The sequence below is a fragment of the Butyrivibrio sp. Su6 genome, assembly GCF_900108105.1.
Taxonomy (GTDB): domain Bacteria; phylum Bacillota; class Clostridia; order Lachnospirales; family Lachnospiraceae; genus Butyrivibrio.
In genome coordinates this window covers 33,102-55,589 of record NZ_FNUR01000017.1, presented here as the reverse complement: position 1 = coordinate 55,589, position 22,488 = coordinate 33,102, and the positions used below count along the sequence as shown (strand labels likewise).

Below are 22,488 nucleotides of genomic sequence, written 5' to 3'. Positions count from 1 at the left end.
GGCTGTTTTCTGGTAGGAGGATTTAATATGAAGAATATTACTTTGGGCAGTACCGGCATTACTGCACCTCAAAATGGTTTTGGAGCACTTCCTATTCAGCGAGATGATATGGAAACTACAATCCATATTTTAAGAAAGGCTTACGATGGTGGCATGAGGTTTTTTGACACTGCCAGAGCTTATAGCGATTCTGAGGAAAAGCTTGGCAAAGGTCTTATGGAATATGGAGTAAGGGATAACATCTATATTGCAACCAAAACTGCGGCCAAAGATCCTGAGAATTTTTGGAAGGATTTAGAGACTTCTCTTAAACTTCTTCAGACTGATCATGTAGATATTTATCAGTTCCATATGGTCTCACAGTGCTACAGACCCGGAGATGGCACGGGTATGTATGAGTGCATGGTGGAGGCCAAAGAAAAAGGACTTATAAAGCATATTGGAATCACAACTCACAAGCTCATGGTTGCTGAAGAGATTATTGAAAGCGGGCTTTATGAGACTTTACAGTATCCATTCAGCTATCTTTCTACTGAAAAAGAAATAGAGCTTGTTCACAAGTGCAAAGAGCACAACATGGGCTTCATAGCTATGAAAGGCCTTGCCGGCGGACTTATAAATAAATCAGATGCTGCATTTGCCTTCATGAGCCAGTTTGATAATGTTATGCCTATTTGGGGCATTCAGAGAGAAAAAGAGCTTGATGAATGGCTTTCATATATGGATGAATCACCGTCATTAACGGATTCTATCAAGGAGTTCATTGACAGGGAAAAAGAGGAATTGTCCGGAGATTTCTGCAGAGGCTGCGGTTATTGCATGCCTTGCCCTAAGGGTATTTTAATAAATAACTGCGCCAGAATGTCACTTATGATCAGAAGAGCTCCATCAGACAGTTGGCTTGACGAGCATTGGCAGAAGGAAATGGCTAAGATTGATGACTGCATAAACTGCAGAGCCTGTACAAAGAAATGCCCATATGAGCTTAATACACCTGAACTTCTTAAAAAGAATTATGAAGATTACAAAAATGTACTTGCAGGTAAAGTGAGTGTGCGGTAAAATCATTTTACACAATTTAATTTAAAAATCATAAGGAGGTCATAATATGGGATTGAAGGACCTACTTTTCGGAAATGAAGAAGGAGAGAGAACAGAAATGGAAAACGAGAACTTAGTCACAACAGAAATGCTTGTTGGTGATATCATCACAAAGCATCCTCTTGCTGCACAGTTCCTTATGGAATGTGGAATGGGATGTATTCACTGCCCTGCATCACAGATGGAGTCGCTTGCCGAGGCTTGCGCAGTGCACGGAATCGACGGTGAAGAAATCGTCGATGCCCTCAACGATTACCTCGCAGAGCATAACGCGTAAGAGTCCACTTCTTTGAGGTTAGAACGCTAAGATAAAAGTGAGAGTATTTTTTAACTCGGATCTTTCGGCGTGATTCGTGACGAATAAAAACTAAAGGGATTTGCTTGTTTCATGTTTATTCAGAGCACAAGCAAATCCCTTATTTTTTATTCTACTCATCATTGCCTCAAGATAAATCGTTAAAAAATACTCTCACATTTTATCTTTGCTGTCTTACGTACATAATAGTAACCGAACTTTTACATCTTCGTGTACAGGAAGATGTAACATCCGAAGCTTTGATTAGCGCGATTTAGTATGAGCAATAGAAACAGTTGATGCATAATAAAAGCCTCGTTTTCTGTTCTGAATAAGCATGAAAGAAAACGAGGCGAATTATTATGTATTTACTGTTTCTTTGCGAATACTCCGAGCGATAAGCGAAGCTTCGGATGTTGCGGCTTCCGTACAGTGATATAAAAAGAGGTCAGCCTTTTACGGCGCCTTCGATCATGCCTTCCATGATCTGCTTCTGGGCGATGAGGAAGATGATGATCATTGGAATGATTGCAAGGAGCGCTGCGGGAAGGATTCTATCCCAGCTCTTTACGTATGATCCAACAAATTTCTGAATGGCGATAGGAATCGTCATTACTTTACCATTTTGTCCAAGCATCATTGATGGAAGAAGATAGTCGTTCCAGATCCACATGCCGTTAAGGATTGTTACTGTTGTAATAACAGGAGTTAGAAGAGGGAAGATGATCTGGAAGAATGTCTGCTCTGGAGAACATCCATCGATTGAAGCGGCTTCTTCAAGATCAAAAGGCACACCCTTGATAAATCCAGTTAAGATGAATACTGTCATGGCACCGCCAAATCCAAGGTAAGCAAATACGATACCGGGAACTGACTGAAGCATTGGGATTCCAATGAACTTTCCGACATCTCTGAAGGTAGAAATAAGTGGAAGCATTACTACCTGGAAAGGAATGATCATTGATGCGATGAAAGTAAAGTAAATAACTGTTGACCAAACTGTTTTGTTACGGCAGATTACCCATGCTGCCATAGCTCCAAAGAGTGATAAAAGAACAAGTGAGATAACAGTTATAAGGGCTGATGATCCAAATGAACTCCAGAAGAGGAAGTTAGGATCATTTATTACAGCTTTAATGTTTTCAAGGAGCTGTGAAAAACTTGCTCCTGCAAAGCTTACAGGGTTAGCAGTAATGTCTGCTGTAACTTTTCCTGAGTTGATAAGAAGCAGGAAGAATGGGAATAATACATAAATTGCAACGATAACTGCTATAACAAGCCTGATAACAACGCTGGATGTTTTTTCTTTTGTATGCATTATAATTCAACCTCCTTCTTATTAGATATACGAACCTGAATGATTGATACTGCAGCCAAAATGATAAAGAAGAGAACGGCTTTTGCCTGTCCAAGTGCATAATCATTATTGATAACTGCTGTAGTGTAGATGTTAAGTGCCAACATCTCTGTTCCGTTAGCAATATAGTTGCCAAGGAACTGTACTGATCCCTTACCATTTGTAAGAGCAAGGTTAACATCGAACTGCTTGAACGCAGATGTAAGCGTAAGGAAAGTACAAATTGTAATAGTTGGTGCGATCATGGGAAGCTTGATGTTGAAAAGGGTCTGAACTTTATTGGCACCATCTATGGCAGATGCTTCAAGAACATCTCCTGGGATTGTATTAAGTCCTGTGATGTAGATGAGCATTATGTAACCGGCATACTGCCAGATATATACGATGATTATAGCGATAAACGCTGTATTTGTATCCGAAAGCATTGAGTAAGTTCCTGAGAACTTAGTTACTACATTACTGAAAATGAACTGCCAGATATAACCAAGTACGATTCCTCCGATTAGGTTTGGAAGGAAGTAAGCTGCTCTGAAGAATCCAAGTCCCTTGATCTTTGATGTGCAAAGAAGTGCTAAAAGAAAAGCAACAAGGTTAACAAGGATCATGTTAAATACTACAAACAAAAAGGTTAAAAGTGTGGACCACAAGAATGCAGGCTGTTTAAACATTCTTGCATAGTTGGAAAAACCAACGAAGTTTTTAAGCCTGATGCCATCCCAATCGGTAAAAGAATAACCGATACCAAGGAACAGAGGAATGATAACTGTTACAAGGAAGGCAAACAAAAGTGGAAATAAAAATATGAAATTGATAATTGAACGGTGGTGCTTAAGAGTTGGAAACAAGTACAATCCTATGAAGAATAGTAGGATTCCGCACACGAACATGGCTCCCCTAAACACATTTCCGGTGCCGGCAATCGACAGACCCAAACCAACTATTGTAAGCACAATTCCTGCTATAAGGCATATAAAAGATGATGCCTTTCTCCCTATAGAAAATGTACTCATAAGTGATCCCCCTTTCCGTGAGGCAAAAGTTCTTTTTATTGATAAAAGGGCAGGACACGTGTGCCCTGCCCAAATTACTTCTTATTACTGAGCGTAGTAAGCAGAAATTACCTGAGCCATTGTTGATACAAATCCATCAGCATCAAGTTTGCCCTTTGCATAATCTGCAAATACGTTACATGTCTCGTTCTGGAGACCGTCTTTCTTAAGCATTGTGTGCCATCCAGAGTAGTTACCAGCTGTGATGTAGCTGTTCATGCTCTTGTAGAATGGGTTAACAGCTTCATACTGGCAATCATCGAAAGGAGATACAAGACCAGCATCATTTACAAGGATGTTCTGAGCTGAATCGCCAGCGCACCAGTTAAAGAATGCCTTTGCACCTTCTACGTTACCATTTGAATATGCTACCCAATATGAAGGTGGTCCAGCAATGATTGTGTTGATTCCATCTTCAAATGCATATGGAGCAAATCCACACTCGAAGTTTACATCTGCAGGAGATGTTACACACCAGTTACCCTGTGTGATGAATACATACTTGCCTTCCTTGAAGCCGGCAACCTGATTGTCGTATGTTCCGTCTACAAGAAGAGCTGGATCTGAATACTGGTTCATCATGCCGATGAACTCAGCAAAATTCTTCATTCTTGCTTCATCAATTTTTCCACCATCGTTAAGAAGATCGATGTATGTTGTATCGTCAGCCTTAAGACCAGCATCGAGGTACTGAGCAAATACGTGAGTACCTGAAGACCATCCAAGGTTTGTAGGTTCTGCACACCAACCAAATACAGCTGTGATGCCAAGCTCATCCTTCTTGGAATCAAGTGTTTCACAAGCAGCCTTCCAAGCGTCAGGGCTTGTAAGTGTAGAAGGATCAATTCCTGCCTTTGCAAGGATATCAGCGTTGTAACCAAGAGCTGTAGCCTCTACAGTGTAAGGGAATCCGATTGTACCCATTGTAGAATCAACGAGTTCGAATCCAGTCTTATTTGTCCATTCCTCACCTGAAAGGTCAGCGAGCATTCCGTCCCAGTTAGCAGCCTGGTTAGCTTCGATAACGAAGATATCTGGCATGTTGTCAGCCTGGTACATTTTCTTAAGTTCATCAGAAGCGTTTGTATCGCCACCGATTGTCTCAACTGTAAGTACGTTGCCTGTCTCTTCAAGATACTTAGCAGCAAGAGCCTGCATCTGATCGTTGATCTCTGGCTTACCATTGAGAAGACGAACAGCTTCCTGAGTTCCTGCTACTTCGCTTGTAGCTGCTGTAGTCTCAGTAGTATCAGCTGACTGGGTCTCTGTCTGAGCTTCAGTGTTGTCAGATGATGTTGTTGTGTCAGCTGCTGTTTCTCCACAAGCTGCAAGTGAAAGAACCATTGAGCCTGCAAGAAGAACTGACATGAGTTTCTTTTTCATTTTGTTTCCTCCTTTTTGTTGCTTTGTGCAAATTGCCATAACTTATTTACTTTTTGGCGGTTACTTTTGCGCATAAGTTGTACGCTATAATCAAATTATCACAAAAAGCCTAGAAATTCAAGGCAGTTTACTAAAATTAATATTGACCAATTGACTAATAACCGCGAAAAATCGCATGGTTGAGACATTGGTGCAAATTAAGAAAAATGTAAAAATATAATAAAACGTATTAAAAAATTATAAATAAACGTAAAAATAGCATGCTTATGCGCGTAAGTTTTGTGGTGAATATTGACAAGAAAAATTAATGGATTTGAGATTTAATTGTAAAAAATACAAAGAAACAAAATGCGAAGGTAGTCTTTTTCTTAGGATTATTTGACAAGAAATAGAAAAGAGCCCGCTGTAGAAGCGGGCTCCGGAATAATATGACTTAAATCTTTTTAACAGTATCACGAATTACCAGTCGCGTTGGAAGAACTATCTGATTTGGAGTCTTTATCTTTTTAAGTTGTTTTAGCAAAGTATCTGCAGCAACTACACCTTTTTGTTTTACATTCTGATGAACAGTCGTAAGAGCAGGTCTGTGAAGCTGCCCCAGCATATTGTCATCAAAGCCGGCTACAGAAATGTCGTCAGGAACGGATATGCCTCTGTCGGCAAATGCAGCCATGAGCGTTACAGCATACAGGTCAGAGACGCACATTATGGCAGTGAACTCTTTTGACTTCTCACATATCTCTTCCAAACTTTCAGGCAGGTCTTTTGTGTGAGGTCTTATCTTCAGGAAATTAGCAGGGCTGTATTTTATCTTTGCATCTTTTAGAGCTTTTTTGTATCCGTTTAATCTGGCAAGGTCTACACCGTTAGTGTTATCTGAAAGGAATGCGATTTTTCTGTGCCCTTGCGATATCAGGTAATTTACCATTTCGTAGGTACCCTGTTCATCATCGAGGCCGACATTTGTGAAGTGTTTAAGACCCTCAATACTGTAGGTATCGATGCAGACAATAGGCTTTTTGTATTTTTCGCTGACACGTATTCCGTCATCGTTTAGCATTCCGAAAAGGATAAGTCCGTCAACATTCCAGGTGGAAACGTGGCGCATTATTTCAGCTGTATCACTTGAAATGTAGAGCATCATGAAATAGCCGGCGTTTCGTATAGTCTCTTCCACACCACCTATCAGCTCTGATACAAAGGGATCCATGATCAGGTTCTCATACTTATCTGCACGGGCTTTAAGCGCCAGACCTATGATCTTTGACTCATTTTGTGCAAGATTTCTTGCGCTGATGTTTGGGACATAATCAACTTTATCCAAAAAATCCTGAACAATCTTTTTTGTATCGTCAGACACTTCACCGGTTTTTCCATGAATAACATTTGAAACCGTTGTAGTGCTCATATTTAGTTGTTTTGCGATCTCTTTAATAGTTATCATTTTTTATTTTTGGTCTTTACAAAGAAAAAAAGTTATTGTATCTTGTGTTCAAAATAACATGGCTCAGTATGTATTGTCAAAAAGAAAAGTGTATACAATTTATTTTTTGACTTTGCAAGCCATGTGAAACCCGCATAAATACGTGATTCTGGCGGTGTTATGTATTTGTGTGTTTATTTCGATTTGAGGAGTAGAAGGAGAATTATGAATACACAATATAACAGAGTGTCATCTTCAAAAGATGTTCTTGAAAAACTTGATAATGCAAATAACATTTTGACTGATTTAAATATACCTGATGATATACCTCACGGAGATATGCCAGGGGATAAAATTGAGATTGGTGAAAGCCATATAGAAAAAGCAAAAACTATTTTTCCAATTCTTATTAAAGAATTAAAAGAGAAGATGAGTGCTAATCCATATAATCGCGCAGTTGTAGCAGTATGTGGAGGATCAGGCGTTGGTAAATCTGAGATCGCATCACTTCTTTCATATTTACTTGAGCAGGCTGGAATCGGTAGCTACACAATGTCCGGCGATAATTACCCACACAGAATTCCTATGTACAATGATGCTGAAAGACTTCATGTATTTAGAGAGAGCGGAATCAGAGGAATGGTTGACAGCGGAGTTATGAATCCTGAACACTTCGCTAAAGTTAAGGAATGGCAGATTGCAGAAGATGATGCTAACAAGGCGCATGTTGAGACCGACAGCTGGTTCAAATCATATATAGAAGCTGGCGAAAAAGGACTTGATAACTACCTTGGAACACCAAATGAAACTGATTTTGAAGAAGTTGATCAGATAATGAAAGCATTTAAGGATGGAGCTGACAAGCTCTGGCTTAAGAGAATGGGAAGAGATGAGGCATCTCTTTGGTATGATGAAGTAGATATGTCTGCTAAGCAGGTTCTTATCGTTGAGTGGACACATGGTAACAGCGATTATATGACTCAGGTTGATATTCCGGTTCTTTTGAACAGTACTCCGCAGGAGACACTTGAGCACAGAAGATCCAGAAACAGAGATGGAAAGCTTGACAGTCCATTTACTATGATGGTACTTGAACTCGAACAGAATAAGCTTGTTAACCAGGCACACAAAGCTAAAATAATCATCACAAAAGCTGGTGAGATCATTAGCTATGATGAGTTCAAAAAGCTTATGAAATAATTTGATTGATCAAACATTTTGACATATTTTTGAAAGGAAATGATATGAGTAAATTTGTGGACAATGGACCTATGTTAAATGCCTACCCTGATAGCATGGGTGGAACTTTGGGTGATATTGTATCAGTACTGTCAAAAGATGCATTCAAGGATGTTTTTCAGTCATTTTACATTCTTCCAAGTATCTTTAACACAGATTTGGACAGAGGTTTTTCTGTAATAGATTATGGTATCAATGAGCAGCTTGGCAGCAAAGAGGATATCGAAGCTCTTAAGGCTCTTGATATCAATCTGAAGCTTGATTTCATTCTTAATCATGCTTCAGTTCTTTCTCCACAGTTCCAGGATCTTGTTAAAAATGGTGAAAAGTCAAAATATGCTGATTTTTTCATTAACTGGAACAAATTCTGGGATGGATACGGCGAAATGACTCCTGAGGGATATATTCAGCCTGACCAGAAATATATAAAGGATATGTTTTTCAGAAAACCGGGACTTCCTATACTTATGGTACGTATGCCTGATGGCAAGGATGTTCCCTACTGGAATACATTCTATCAGGAAGTGCAGTACAAGAGACCTGATGCGCAGGACCTTATGGAAAAGATGGATATTCAGTATCTTTCTGCACAGAGATTAGCTAAAAAAGTCTGCGAGGGACTTGATGAGGGAAAGAAGCCTGCTGAAATTGATTACACAGGTTTTGAAAAATATAAAGATGCAGTTGTTGATTATTTAGAGTCTGGAAGACGATATCTCGGACAGATGGATCTTAATATTAAATCTGATCTTGTTTGGGAACATTACAGAAATACACTTAAGAGTCTTTCAGGTTATGGCGCAAGTATCGTTCGTCTTGATGCCTTTGCCTATGCTCCTAAGGAGCCGGGTAAAAAGAACTTTTTGAATGAGCCTGATACCTGGGATGTGCTTGAAAAAGTTAAGAAGCTTGCTGATGAGTTTAAGGTATCTCTTTTACCTGAAATTCATGCAAGTTACAGTGAAAAGATCTATGAAGTTGTGGCTGATAAGGGCTATATGACTTATGATTTCTTCCTTCCGGGACTTCTCATTTATGCGATCGAATCAAAATCCGGAGAGCTTTTGAAGAAGTGGGCAGATGAGATTCAGGAAAAGAAGATACGCGTAGTTAATATGCTTGGATGTCATGATGGTATTCCGCTTCTTGATCTTAAGGGAATCCTTCCTGAAGAGGATATCCAGAATATGATCGATACAATTGTTGGTCGCGGGGGATTTGTTAAGGATCTTCATGGTGCCAAGAATATGTATTATCAGGTAAATGCTACATATTACAGTGCTCTTGGTGATGATGACAAGAAGATGCTCTTTGCAAGAGCAATTCAGATGTTCATGCCCGGTAAGCCTCAGGTTTGGTATCTTGATCTCTTTGCAGGAAAGAACGACCATGAAGCTGTAAAACGTGCAGGTGCAGGCGGACACAAGGAGATAAACAGAACAAATCTCACACTTGACCAGATTGAAGCTGCGATGGAAAAAGATGTGGTTAAGAAACAACTCGAACTGTTGAGATTCCGCAACACATGCCCGGCATTTGGATTCGATGCCAATTTAAATGTAACTGTGGATGGAACAAAGATGAAGTTTGTTTGGGAAAACAACGGCCACAAAGCTGTGCTTGATGCTGATTTTGCTGATTACAGTTATAGTATTTCTTGATTTAATTACCTTAAAATTCCAAGAAGAAGTCCGAACATAATAAGATGTTTGGACTTCTTTTTTAAATAGCTGATTTTGGATGCATTTGGTGTTAAACTAAATAGAAAGATACTAAATAACGTAAAAACATAGAGGGGATTCCATGAGAGCTAAAAAGATATTTTTCACTGCAAGAGAAGTTATCATCATGGTGATTTTTACAGTATATCTTTTTTCATATATTACGTTCTCAACCATGACCAACAAGAATTCTACAGAATATCTTTTAGCAGATCAGCATCTGATGATGTACTATGTTGATCAGCTGTTTTTTCTTGTGGGCCTGATTATCTTTTTTGTTACATGGGAAAAGCTAAAAAACGATGGATTTATGAATATATTGCTTAGAGCATCGGCCATGCTGTTTTTGGCACTTGCAGCGATTATGATGTTTTACCCCAGTAGCTTTGCATTTTTGTATCTGGCTCCATTGGCAAATATTCAGATAGGTTTTATTGCAGGGGCTTTTAATTTCTATATTTCAATGGCACTTTTTGGGGTTAAAAATCTTGGAAAGCTTGTGGCATGTGGGGCTGCTATGTCATATCTTTTACAGTATATCACCCAGATACTTTCAGATAACAGGCTTTTGATCCTGCTATTTATTTTTGCCGGCGCAGGAATCATAGCTATTTTGGTAAAAAGATCCTGGGAGTGGGTGCTGGCGGATTGTATACCAATATATGAGAATGGCAGAAACGATAAAGCACTTAGAAAAATGAATATTGATAGCCTTAGGACTGCAATTATCATGGCAGTTCTGACTATTTTTCTGCTCACCTACTATGACAGCATGCTGATAAGGCTAATGGTTGAGTCTGATCTTGAATTCACAGCTTATTCCTGGCCAAGGCTCTTTGCTATTGTGGGATATCTGATCATTGGATTTGTGGCAGATTACAAGGAAGGGCGGTTTGTTAATATAACATTATTTGCTTTGATTTTATGGCTTGTTTTATCTCCGGTGATTTTTATGGATAATCCGATGAGCAATCTTAATATGTGCATATTTTATGTTGTTGTCGGCGCGACCATGAGCTATTTGTATGTGATGTTTTGGAGTATAGCGCCTTTATCATCTCATCCTGCGCTTGTTGCGGGAACAGGCAGGGTAATAGACTGTGCTGCAGGAGTAGTATTCTCATTTCTGCCATGGGCAAAAATGTCCACAATGCAGATACTGATATTGTCAGTGGTCGTAATTACCATTCTGTTTATCAATCTTGTATATAGCGGAGACTTTGTAATTGGGAAAAAGAGCGACTTTATAGAATATGAACAGATAAGCATTAAACAGCATGATTTGGATGATGCTGCAGGCGAAGATAATAAAGCTGAAAGCAACATAGCGAAACAGGAGCCCAAAGAAATTGAGCTGATCAATTTAAGTAGAGCATTTTCTGAATCTGGTGGTGACAGTAGTGACGGTGCACAAGATATAGCCTTAAGGCAACGTGATGATGAAAGTGACGTAAATGTAGTAAAAAGCAAAGGGGAAGATGACACACTTGTCAGAATTGTAAAAAAATATGGCCTGACGGCAAGAGAAACAGAAGTTCTTGAGCAATTGTTATTTACTGAGAAGTCTGGACAGGAAATAGCTGATACTTTATATATATCCAGAAGAGTTTTGCAAAGGCATGTATCTGCCATTTATGAGAAAACCGGTGTAAAGAGCCGAGTAGGGCTTTTTAGGGTTTATCATGATGAAAAAGATAATTAAAATGAGGATAATTTTATCGTTTTATATTTAAAAGCCTTAAACAGTGCAGAAGAACCTGCACTGTTTATTTTTGCTTAACATTCTTTAAAATCATTTAAGAATCTCCAAAAAGGGCATAAATACTAAGGATTTAGAAAGGGGTCGCAGATGAGTCCTTATTTTTTTATCTTGAATTGGTCAGAATTAACTTATGCGTGGTTAGTGCAGCGGCAAGCGGAGGTTTTAACAAGGATGTGGATATCCCTAGCGCCGCAAATACATTTTCTTAATAGGAGGACGTTTAAATGAACAGAAAAATTCTAATGAGAGTAACATCCCTGACAACAGCAGCCTTGTTTGGTTGTGCTTTTGCTGTAACATCAACATTTGGCGGGAATGTTATCACTGCCAGAGCAAATGGACTTACTCAGACAGCTGATGCCAGCAAGGTAAGTTATGGAACCACATCGGAATCTGACATAGCTCTTTTGAAGCAGATCTTTGATTTAAACTATTACAGGAAAAATAATCCTGAGCTTGAGGCCCTTTTTGGCGATAACTATAATGCCTGGTTTGAGCATTTTTACAGATATGGAATATATGAAGGAAGAACATGCAGTGAAAATTTTGATCCATCAGCTTATGCATCTGCCTATTCGGACCTGAAGGCTGCCTTTGGAAGTAATATTCTTGAATATTACAAGTTCTATTTGACAGAGGGCAAAGATGATCCTAACAGACAGATTACTACACTTAAGCAGTGCGCTGATAATGGTATCACAGTACAGGCGCTAACGGACAGTGAAGTTAGAATCACACCTCAGTTATATGCGGTAGCAGAAAAGTTTGGAACACAGGACTTTAAAGCAGTTTCTACAGTTGTTCAGAGAGCAATTGTTGAGGCAGCAGCTGTAGGTGGAACGGCAGTTATTTCTAATGGTGAAGAAAGCGTTGTGATTACTGATGATGGTAGCTCATCATCAAATACATCAGATCAGAAGGCAGAGACACCGGCTTCATCTGATTCTGCTGCATCCGGATCCTCAGAAGAGACTAAGCCATCATCTGATTCTGACGTATCCGGCTCATCAGAAGAGACAAGTGGCGGCTCTTCAGAATCATCAGGTGATTCTCAGCAATCATCTGATACTACAGGCGGTGGAAGTGCAGCCGTGAACGTCTTAGATGGGTATCAGATAACTAAAACACTAACTGTTGGAGATTATTCAACTAATTTCACCATAGAAATATACAGAGGATCAAAAGGCGGTTATGGAGCGTGGGGTGTAACAAGTATTTGTTCCGCAGAAAATCCAAGCACTACAACTGAGTTAATGGATAAAACTGAAAATTATACATATAGTGATACTACCGATGATGGATATGGTGATAAAGTAGCAAGCGTAAATTGCAGCGCTTACTCTATGGGAAGCAGTTCAAGTTCATCTGAAGGAGAAGCAGAGTCGGGAATTGGTATTGGAGTCTATGCAAGTGATGCTACTTATAATAAAATAGATGGGAACATCATTCAAAACACAGGTACATCGAGAACAGAAACAAGTGAATGGGAGGGCGGATCAGAAACTTATACTATGATTGTCGATCCTAATGGAACAACGGATACTGTTTATGGGGTAGGGGTTAACCTGGAAGAAACAGACACAGGTGTTGAAGCAACTGTAGCTGTTGGAGGCTCTGATGGATATGGCCTTGAAGAAAGCTTTGATGTTCAGGTTAATATTTCTGGAAATGAATAAACTAATATTCTGATTTTTGAAAAAATGGCTTAGCCGTGTTATATACGGACAAGATGACTAAAAAACAAAAATACATTTATTTTTGAAGCTCTTTTAAGTTTTGCGCTGTAGATTAGGGAGAGGATTCTGATGTTTGCAATTAGCATACATCAGAATCCTCTCTCTTTGTATATGCGTAAGTAAGTTAGGATATATAGGGACGATTCAAATAAATTAATCTATGTTACGAATACGTACGCCACCATTGACTGAGCCTGAGGAAAACGCCGTCTATACCTCGCCGACGGTGAGGATGATGGGAACAGTAGATTTTCTCGCACCGTCGGATTCAGCATTGTAGCGTTTCCATCAGAACCCGTCAAGGGCAAGCACCTGGCGGTGTGGCTGGGTGTCATTGCCTCAGGCTCTGACTCCGAGAACAGTAGGGGGGTGGCTACTTTCAAAGATGTATGTGACTATATGTCTGCGTCTTTCGATGTAAAGAGAGTGAAGATTCTGTTTTGGAAATATAGCCTGATTTTTGAGCTTACGACACCATGCGACTAGGTTTTTGACTTGCGATTTTGGGTATATACGGCATTTTTGAAGTTTACACATCCTTTTATAGATGATTGATTGTCTCGAATCACTCATCCAATGGATGTGGCAATCCATTTTTTCTCGTATATGCCCGTTTTCACTTCCTGAAAATTTTGTCTATGGATGTGTTAACTTAAAAAATATGACTATATACCCAATTCACTTTGACAATCCGAATTTTCTAAGTTCAATTTCATTCAGTCCATATGATCGTGAAGAATAATGGGTTGGGCATATAGCGCTTTGTAAAGCTTCCAGCCACCTCTGATTCTTACTATTTTGGGCATATAGCAGCTTTTTGTGAGGCCAGCCACCCCGATATTGTCTTTATAAAAGAGAAATTGGGCATATAGGCCGATTTCAAGACTCGAGCCACCCGTTAAAAGGTGGCTGCGGACGGATAATTACCGTATATGCCCAATTGCCTACGATAAAAGCCATAATGAGGGGTGGCTGAAAGCCTGAAATCAGGCTATGAGCCCAAAAGCAGCTTAATTGCAGGTGGCTGAGCTATTGAAAACGAGCTATATGCCCAACACAGAATTGCAGCTCTCCTACAGCGGGAACCACGGGCATATAGCCCTATATATTTTGGAAAGTACCCGTACCTGCAATTCTTAGTCCTACATATTCTAGGAAGTATCTGCATCTATTATTCTTAGCCATACTCAGCCTTAAAAGTAGCCATCCCTACTGTTCTCAGAGTCAGATACATATTGACTTTTGGATAGATATTATATACTGACAGTTAATGTGCAACATGATAGAATATCCTCTGTGTTACTAATAACATAAAATAGAGGATTTTTTAATATGAATAAGAATTGGGGAAGGCTTTTTTACTCTCATATTTTACAAAGGGGAAAAGAGTATTACAAAAGTGGGAAGGTAAAGGGATTTATTCAGAAGAAGGATAGCTGTATGGCCAGGGTCCTTGGGACTCACATTTATAATGTCGCTATAAAAGGAATTGATAAGGACTATCCGGAGATGCAGTGCAGTTGTGCATATGCGAAAGGTGGAGAGAATTGCAAGCATGAAGCAGCTGTTCTTTATTATCTGGAAAATCAGACAAAATCTGAGAATAATAGTGACTATAAATTTAAAACAGCAGCCGGCAACACATATTTTAATATTGAAAGAGTAATTGAAGACTACGACATTGATTCAGAGGATATTGAGGAAGCAAGAGACCTTATTTTGAGTGGGAACCTTGTATTGGATAAGGTTAACACAATGTACATTCGGTCCTACAAAGGTGAAGAGCTTGCTATAGAGTTTTTTGGGAAGCTTTCCGGGAATAGATCATATCCTGTTGATGTAAGAGCATTTTTTACAAAAGACAGAATGATGACAACTGATTGTTATGCTGAACATAAGAGTAATAGATATTATGGATATTACGCCTATGATTATTTGTGCGAGCACAAGCTGGCTCTTTTACTATTGGCTGATGACTATATAGCTAAATTTAATCCGGGAGATGCAACTGATTTTCGTGGTGATCAGATACTTAAATCATATAGGAAAATTGCTGCAATTCAGAAAATTGATGATGAAACCCCGAAGAGTAAAACTGTACACCTTGAACCACGACTTATTATAAATACCGGTAAAAATGCGGTGTATCCACTTTCTATTTCCTTTAAAGTTGGAATGGAAAAGCTCTATATTTTGAGAAATATACCTGAGCTAATTAACGCGAAAGAGACAAGCGGCGGATATAAACTCAGTAAATCTGCAATGATATCTTTTATGGATAACGACTTTGATGACGATTCGATTAATCTTTACAGAATAATTGAAAAAGCCAAGGCAAATGCAGACTATCTAAGCGATAAGATGAGCAATTCCAGGTATTATTACAGCAAATCTGATTTTCAGTTCAAGGAAAAAGTTGATCTTTCTCCGGATATTCTTGACTCTTTTTATGATGCGTCCTGCGGAAAAAAAATAGAGCTGGTGGGAGGAAGAAAAACCTCCGGCGTCAAACTTGTTGATGGTCGTATTAAAATTTATGTCCATATAAGGAAACTTAGTGAGGAAAATGGGGATTTTGCAGGACTATTTGTTTCTGCATCACTTCCTGTTGTCATGAAGGGCAAAAGCTATGATTATATTCTCGATGAAGACAGGTCTGTTTTTTCCAGGATTACTGACACTTCACCAATTGTAAAATCACTTATGAGTAATGCGGATGAGACAGGAGATTTATATTTTACAATCGGAAAAAAGAACCTTTCGGAATTCTACTACAGATTACTGCCGGAGTTAATGGATTGTCCGGAAATTGAGGTTGTGGAAAATCCCTCGGGTGGATATGAAAAGTTCCTGCCGCCGGAGTGTCAGATTACCTATTATCTTGATGCAAATGAGGATAATATAATCGGAAAAGCTACAGCAAAATACGATGATGAGGAGATTGAGCTTCATCAGTTAAGAGATGAAGACTTTCCACTGCCTGAATCCAGAGATATTGATTTTGAGCAGAATGCAGTAAAAACTGTTATGAAATACCTACCGGAACAGTTTTCAGGTGAAAATACTTTTTACTGCGAAAAGTCAGGAGATAATACTTTTGAACTTTTAAGTGAAGGTTTAAAAGAACTTATGGCTGTAGGAGAAGTTAAGACCAGCAAGGATTTTGAAAGGCTTAAGATCAGGAAGGCTCCTACTATACGCCTTGGAATTTCTGTTGAGAGCGGAATACTTAATCTGGATGTTTCAACTGATGATATGACTGAAGATGAACTTTTGGATCTTCTTGAAAGCTATCGTAAAAAGAAAAAGTTCTTTAGATTAAAAAATGGTGAGTTCATAAGACTTGAAACTGACGATACGCTGGAAGAGTTGACAGCTACAATGCAGGCTATGGGAATCTCTGCAAAGGAATTTACAAAAGGAAAGCTTCATCTTCCTGCCTACCGTGCTATTTATATTAATAAGCTGCTTGAGGAACATGATGAGATTGCTTCAGACAGGGATTCAAATTTCAAATCCCTAGTAAGGAATTTTAATTCTGTTAAAGAAAGCGACGTGGAAGTTCCGGAAAGCCTTGCAAAAGTGCTAAGAGGTTATCAAACTTACGGATTTAAGTGGCTTTCAATGCTATCGGACCTTGGATTTGGGGGTATACTTGCTGATGATATGGGACTTGGCAAGACGTTGCAGGTTATAACACTTTTACTAAGTAGAAGCCAAATGGCCAAAAAAGAAAAAAAGAAAATAAAGTCTCTTATAGTGTGTCCTGCTTCCCTTGTATATAACTGGGAGGAAGAGTTTAAACGTTTTGCACCCAAAATTGATGTGAAAACTGTAACAGGTACCCAGTCAGAAAGAAAAAAGCTTTTGTCATCCAAAAAACTTCCTGAGGTGCTTGTTACATCATATGATCTTTTAAAGAGAGATATTGGATTTTATGAAGGCTTAAGTTTTGACTTTGAGATCATTGATGAAGCACAGTTTATAAAAAATGCATCGGCAGCAGCTTCAAAGTCGGTTAAAGTAATAAACGCTGTTCATAGATTTGCGCTTACAGGTACACCTATTGAAAACAGATTAAGCGAGCTTTGGAGTATATTTGACTATTTGATGCCGGGATTTCTTTATACTTATGACAGATTTAAAAGTGATTTTGAAACTGCCATAACCAAGTATAAAGATGAAGAAGTGACAAAACAGCTTAAAAACATGGTGGGACCATTTATTTTAAGAAGACTTAAGGAAAATGTACTTAAGGATCTTCCTGAAAAAATGGAAGAAATCAGATTTTCAAGATTTGACCCGGTTCAGAGAAAACTTTATGATGCTCAGGTTACGCACATGAAGCGCGTGCTTGAAAGTGAAGATTATAAATCAGGAAAAGACAGGCTTAAAGTTCTAGCTGAACTCACCAAGATCAGGCAGATCTGCTGTGACCCAGAGCTTATTACAGCGGGATACAAGGGAGAGTCAGCTAAGAGAGTATCATGCCTTGAATTGGTTCAAAGTGCTATAGATGGTGGACATAAAATACTTCTTTTTTCACAGTTCACGTCTATGTTTGAACTATTGGAGAAGGACTTTAAGGCGGAAGGAATAGAGTTTTATAAGATTACCGGTCAGACTCCAAAAGAGGAGAGAATTAAGCTGGTTCATGCTTTTAATGAAAATGAAGTACCATTGTTTTTGATATCACTTAAAGCAGGTGGAACCGGGCTTAACTTGACGGGGGCAGATGTAGTAATACACTATGATCCGTGGTGGAATCTTGCAGCACAGAACCAGGCTACAGATAGGGCTCACAGAATTGGGCAAACTAAGAAAGTATCGGTATTTAAGCTTATTGCAAAAGATACAATTGAAGAAAAAATTATTGAAATGCAAAATGCAAAGAAAGACCTTGCAGATGCGATATTAAGTGGAGAGAGCGAATCACTTATGAATCTTTCCAAAGAACAGCTTATTGAACTGCTTGGCTAAACATAATAACTCACCGTTGAAAACAATGTTTCAAAGGTGAGTTGTTTTTTTGAAATTAATAATCTGAAGTGCAGTAACTATGCGCGATTTGGCATTTTGCCACACTTCACAAAATGTTCAAAAAATATTTTATGTAAAACTATTTACAGAACAAAAATATTATGATATTTTATCAAACGTTGTTTGAATCTGCTCAACTAGAGCAAGGATGATACAGGCAGTGTGTCTAATTCACTGTAAGTACTATTTAAAATCTGGTGTCATCCAATTCTCATAAACGCTAAATATATAAGGGGGTCTTTTTGGTTGTTTGTAATTTTCTGTGCTGGCGAACACGGAAATTTTACGCTCTTTCTTGCCTCTTTTCAAGGTGGCAATCCGTTTACAAGCTTACTGCGGAACCTGGCATGTCTTTTCTCTTATATATTTAGCGGATTATCAAAAATAATGATACAGTAATAAACAATGCTGTGGGCTTGGATTTTTTAAAGTATAATATATATGCAAGTTTACAACGATTTGAATAAATAATTTACACTTGGAGGATATGCCATGAAAAAACTAGGCTTTGGGACAATGTGACTGCCACTTTTTAATTCTGACGATCCGACATCGATTGACATTGAACAAACTAAGAAAATGGTAGATTTGTTTATGGATAGGGGCTTTACGTATTTTGATACAGCATATCCTTATCATGGTGAGAAATCGGAAGAAGCCGTAAAAGAAGCACTTGTTAAGCGTCACCCCAGAGACAGCTTCGTTCTGGCAGATAAAATGCCCATTCTTCGTGTTAAAAAAATGAAGATTATCAAATGTTTTTTGATGAACAGATAAGGCGCTGTGGGGTGGATTATTTTGACTATTATCTACTTCATAATTTGGGAAGAGACAGATATATCAACACTGAAAAATATGGTGGATTTCCATTTATTGAGAGGCTAAAGAGGGATGGATATGCTCGAAATATTGGCTTTTCCTACCACGATAATGCTGAGACTTTGGACAGAATCCTGACAGAACATCCGGAAGTTGATTTTGTTCAGTTACAGATAAATTACCTTGATTGGGAAAGCCAGGTGGCGCAATCAGGGGCTTGTTATGAAGTGGCAAAAAAACATGGCAAGAAAGTCATGGTAATGGAACCGGTAAAAGGCGGGACTCTTGCAAAACTTCCTGATAATGCCATGAAATCTTTTAACGAATATTATGAAAAAGGAAATCTGTATATTCCAACTCCGGCATCACTTGCGATAAGATACGCTGCATCATTAGAAGATGTGGCAATTGTTTTAAGTGGCATGAGCAATCTTGAACAGCTTGACGACAACACCTCTTATATGCAGGAATTTAAGCCACTTACGGATGGTGAAAAAAATCTGGTTGAGAATATAACGGATATCCTTAACAGTACAATTAAAGTTCCGTGTACAGCATGCAAATACTGCTTGGAAGAATGTCCGAAAAACATAAATATTCCTGATTACTTTGGATTACTGAATTTATATGCAGTTACAGGAAAGACAACAGGAATGTATTATGAGCGTTTTTCAATGAACCATGGAAAGGCTTCTGAGTGCTTGAAGTGCGGAAAATGTGAGAATATCTGCCCTCAGCACATAAGTATAAGAGCTTTTATTGATGAATTTGTGGATTTATACGAAAAATGATATATAAAATAGTGGATATCATTAGGGAAGCCGCAGAAAAAGAAAAAGTTTTTTGGAGGATAAAAAAATGGCAGAAGAAACAATGAATGATTTTAAGGATGAGATTGAAAGATCATTTAGAAAGGTAAAAGAAGGGGATATTCTTGAGGGAACAGTTATAGATATTTCAGAAACTGAAATTACTCTTGACCTTAAGTACTACACTCAGGGCGTTATAAAAGTAGCTGATATGAGTGATGATCCAAAGTTTTCAATTCACAGAGATGTAAAAATTGGCGACGAGATCTCAGCGACAGTTATCAGCACTGATGACGGAAATGGAAATATTCTTTTGTCTAAAAAAGAGGCAAATCAGGTTATTTCATGGGACAAAATAAAGGAAATAGCTGATTCGGATTCATATGTAGATGTAAAAGTATCAGAAGCAGTAAAGAGTGGATGCGTGGCATTCTTAGAGGGAATAAGAGGCTTTATTCCTGCATCTAAACTTGATCTTCAGTTTGTTGAAGAGGATAAGCTTTCAGAATACGTTGGCAAAACTCTTAAGGTTAAGGTAATAACAGCAGACAAGGATGCTAATAAACTGGTTCTTTCTGCAAGGGAGTATTTAAAGGAACAGGCTGACGCAAAAAGAGCAGAGATGATCTCCAATGTGGAAGTTGGACTTGTGACCGAAGGTGTTGTCGAAAGCCTTCAGAATTATGGAGCATTTGTAAATCTTGGAAATGGAATGACCGGACTTGTTCATATTTCTCAGATATGTAATCAGAGAATAGCACATCCGTCATCAGTTCTGAAGGTTGGACAGAAAGTAAAGGTTAAGGTTACAGCCATAAAAGATGGAAAACTCAGCCTTAGTATGAAGGCACTTGAAGAAATCGCTGCTACTGAGATAACAGAAGAAAAAATAGAGTTTGAAAGTGATGGTGATGCTACAACTTCACTCGGAGATCTCTTAAAGAAAGCAGGATTTTGATTTAATGGAAAATGAATTATTTGAGAGAGCGCCTATTCCGAAAGCTTATATGAAAATGGCGCTCCCTGTTGTGATGGGTATGATCGTGACACTTGTATATAACCTGGTGGATACATATTTCATCGCACTTACCGGTAATACTAACCTGATAGCGGGCATTTCAATCTGCGCACCACTTTTTACACTGCTGCTTGCAATTGGTGATATTTTTGGTATAGGTGGAAGTTCTGTAATATCACGAATCCTAGGCATGCACAACGCTGATGAGGCAAGGAAAAAAAGTACATTTTGCTTTTATGTTTCAATGATAACAGGACTTATTTTCACAGTTGTTATGCTGGTAATGAAAAAACAGGTGCTTATGCTGCTTGGAGCTACGGATAAGACTTATGAATATGCGAGTCAGTATTATTTTTGGTTAATACTTGGATCGACATTTGTTATCTTTTCCCTTGTTCCGTCAAATCTTCTAAGAGCAGAAGGCATGTCTTTGGAATCAATGATAGGTTCAGTTATAGGAACTGTAGTAAATATCATACTGGATCCTATTTTTATTTTTGCTCTGGGACTTGGAGCAGCAGGAGCGGCAATTGCTACGGTTATCGGTTATATAGTGACCTGCACTTTCTTTATTTATATTATCAGGAAAAAGAGTAAAGCGTTGTCGATGGACTTTAAACTCCTTAGCCTGGACGCCGCAACTTTTGCCAGTGTTTTTGCAATTGGTCTTCCATCCAGCATAACAAATCTGATGCAGACAATTGGAATTACGCTTACCAACAGATTTTTACAGCCATATGGTGATGATAGTATTGCCATAATGGGAATCGTGCTAAAAATAGTCAATATTGCTCTTCTTGTTATTGTTGGACTTGCCTTTGGTGGGCAACCACTTATTGGTTACAACTATGGCGCCAGGCTTAAAAAGAGACTTAGGAAGATCATTGGATTTGGAATGGCTGTGACTGGTGGTACAGGTCTGGTTTTCCTGATGGTATTGTCGGTCTTTGCTAATGGAATAATATCCAAATTCTTAAGTGATCCTGAAATGATAAGGATTGGTGTTTCGATGCTTAGATGGCAACTGCTTGGAGCACCACTTATGGGAATCTGCCTCATAGCAATAGTTTCTTTTCAGTCTACAGGTAAAGCCAGCGGAGCATTCATTCTGTCAGCATGCAGGCAGGGAATTGTTTTTTTGCCTGTGATATTCATATTATCAGCTCTAATGGGATTTGAAGGAGTTATCAGGGCACAGTTTGTATCTGATATTGTAACGACTGTTGTTGCCTTTATTCTGTTTAAGGCCTTCTTATGGAAAGACATTTTTGGTCAAGAACTTTCATGATTTGACAAAAACGAAGTTTATAGAAAATTTACTGTAAAATATTATAGAAATAAACGATAATATATATAGACTGTTTACACTGTCACGTTTTTGTCTGTGTTTCATGAAAGGAGATATGGCATGGAAGGCATGAATACTCAGGATATGCTTGGTGGTCAGGATTTATCTACAGCGAATGTTGATGATCTTATAGCGGCAATGAAGGCAGAAGAAGGGGCAGCTGTTCAAGAACAAGCTGCTGAAGCTCCAACTCCCAAAAAGCCACGAAAGAAAGTGGAAAAAGAACCAGTTCAGGATATTCCTGATCTGGAAGCTATGCTTGCTGCAAATGAACAAGAAGTAACTGCAGAAGCACCAGTAGAGGTGCCAGCAGCAGAAGTGCCAGTAGAAATGCCGGTAGCAGAAACAGCAGAGATGCCAGCAGAAATGCCAGCTGCAGAAGAGGCAG

The 22,488-nt window shown here is 38.7% G+C and carries 16 protein-coding genes; 12 read left to right on the top strand and 4 right to left on the bottom strand.

The window, feature by feature from the left end:
* The first annotated feature begins 27 nt into the window (after nt 1-27).
* Both C4S54_RS14950 and C4S54_RS14945 read left to right on the top strand, forming a co-directional pair.
* On the top strand, nt 28-1,062 hold the full coding sequence (locus tag C4S54_RS14950) for an aldo/keto reductase (protein ID WP_103870200.1): 1,035 nt from the start codon (nt 28-30) through the stop codon (nt 1,060-1,062).
* 46 nt (nt 1,063-1,108) lie between these two features.
* Nucleotides 1,109-1,378, top strand: a complete 270-nt coding sequence (locus C4S54_RS14945) for a DUF1858 domain-containing protein (RefSeq protein ID WP_022773746.1) — start codon at nt 1,109-1,111, stop codon at nt 1,376-1,378.
* Between the two features lie 466 nt (nt 1,379-1,844).
* Here C4S54_RS14945 and C4S54_RS14940 read toward each other — a convergent pair whose 3' ends face one another.
* From C4S54_RS14940 to C4S54_RS14925, 4 genes are all read right to left on the bottom strand, one after another.
* On the bottom strand, nt 1,845-2,714 hold the full coding sequence (locus C4S54_RS14940; protein ID WP_022773748.1) for a carbohydrate ABC transporter permease: 870 nt from the start codon (nt 2,712-2,714) through the stop codon (nt 1,845-1,847).
* Nucleotides 2,714-3,763: a carbohydrate ABC transporter permease gene (locus tag C4S54_RS14935; RefSeq protein WP_103870199.1), complete on the bottom strand. Its 1,050-nt coding sequence runs from the start codon at nt 3,761-3,763 to the stop codon at nt 2,714-2,716. Before C4S54_RS14935 ends, C4S54_RS14940 begins: the two co-directional genes overlap by 1 nt.
* An 84-nt stretch (nt 3,764-3,847) precedes the next feature.
* Nucleotides 3,848-5,185: an ABC transporter substrate-binding protein gene (locus C4S54_RS14930; RefSeq protein WP_103870198.1), complete on the bottom strand. Its 1,338-nt coding sequence runs from the start codon at nt 5,183-5,185 to the stop codon at nt 3,848-3,850.
* Between the two features lie 433 nt (nt 5,186-5,618).
* Nucleotides 5,619-6,629: a LacI family DNA-binding transcriptional regulator gene (locus tag C4S54_RS14925; RefSeq protein WP_103870197.1), complete on the bottom strand. Its 1,011-nt coding sequence runs from the start codon at nt 6,627-6,629 to the stop codon at nt 5,619-5,621.
* Nucleotides 6,630-6,833: 204 nt separating this feature from the next.
* On the opposite strand from C4S54_RS14925, the gene C4S54_RS14920 reads away from it, so the two are divergent.
* From C4S54_RS14920 to C4S54_RS16035, 10 genes are all read left to right on the top strand, one after another.
* The gene (locus C4S54_RS14920) at nt 6,834-7,808 is read left to right on the top strand and encodes an adenylyl-sulfate kinase (RefSeq protein WP_242973838.1); all 975 of its coding nucleotides are present in this window, start codon (nt 6,834-6,836) and stop codon (nt 7,806-7,808) included.
* A gap of 44 nt (nt 7,809-7,852) precedes the next feature.
* Entirely contained in the window at nt 7,853-9,508 is a 1,656-nt protein-coding gene (locus C4S54_RS14915) for an alpha-amylase family glycosyl hydrolase (RefSeq protein ID WP_103870196.1), read from the top strand.
* A 142-nt stretch (nt 9,509-9,650) separates the two neighbouring features.
* A complete protein-coding gene (locus tag C4S54_RS14910) occupies nt 9,651-11,270 on the top strand; it encodes a LuxR family transcriptional regulator (RefSeq protein ID WP_242973837.1) in 1,620 nt (539 codons plus the stop codon).
* A 284-nt stretch (nt 11,271-11,554) separates the two neighbouring features.
* On the top strand, nt 11,555-13,006 hold the full coding sequence (locus tag C4S54_RS14905; RefSeq protein ID WP_103870195.1) for a hypothetical protein: 1,452 nt from the start codon (nt 11,555-11,557) through the stop codon (nt 13,004-13,006).
* 1,392 nt (nt 13,007-14,398) lie between these two features.
* Nucleotides 14,399-18,046, top strand: coding sequence for a DEAD/DEAH box helicase (locus C4S54_RS14900; protein WP_103870194.1), 3,648 nt, complete (start codon nt 14,399-14,401; stop codon nt 18,044-18,046).
* A 654-nt stretch (nt 18,047-18,700) separates the two neighbouring features.
* Nucleotides 18,701-18,883: an aldo/keto reductase gene (locus C4S54_RS16410; protein WP_330405706.1), complete on the top strand. Its 183-nt coding sequence runs from the start codon at nt 18,701-18,703 to the stop codon at nt 18,881-18,883.
* Nucleotides 18,862-19,716 carry an aldo/keto reductase gene (locus C4S54_RS14895; RefSeq protein WP_330405705.1) on the top strand — a complete coding sequence of 285 codons (855 nt, stop codon included), beginning with the start codon at nt 18,862-18,864 and terminating at the stop codon, nt 19,714-19,716. The genes C4S54_RS16410 and C4S54_RS14895 overlap by 22 nt, the downstream gene beginning before the upstream one ends.
* Nucleotides 19,717-19,783: 67 nt before the next feature.
* A complete protein-coding gene (locus tag C4S54_RS14890; RefSeq protein ID WP_022776448.1) occupies nt 19,784-20,692 on the top strand; it encodes a S1 RNA-binding domain-containing protein in 909 nt (302 codons plus the stop codon).
* Between the two features lie 4 nt (nt 20,693-20,696).
* A complete protein-coding gene (locus C4S54_RS14885) occupies nt 20,697-22,040 on the top strand; it encodes an MATE family efflux transporter (protein WP_103870193.1) in 1,344 nt (447 codons plus the stop codon).
* 120 nt (nt 22,041-22,160) lie between these two features.
* The coding region (locus tag C4S54_RS16035) for a hypothetical protein (RefSeq protein WP_330405704.1) at nt 22,161-22,488 on the top strand (328 nt) is incomplete at its 3' end.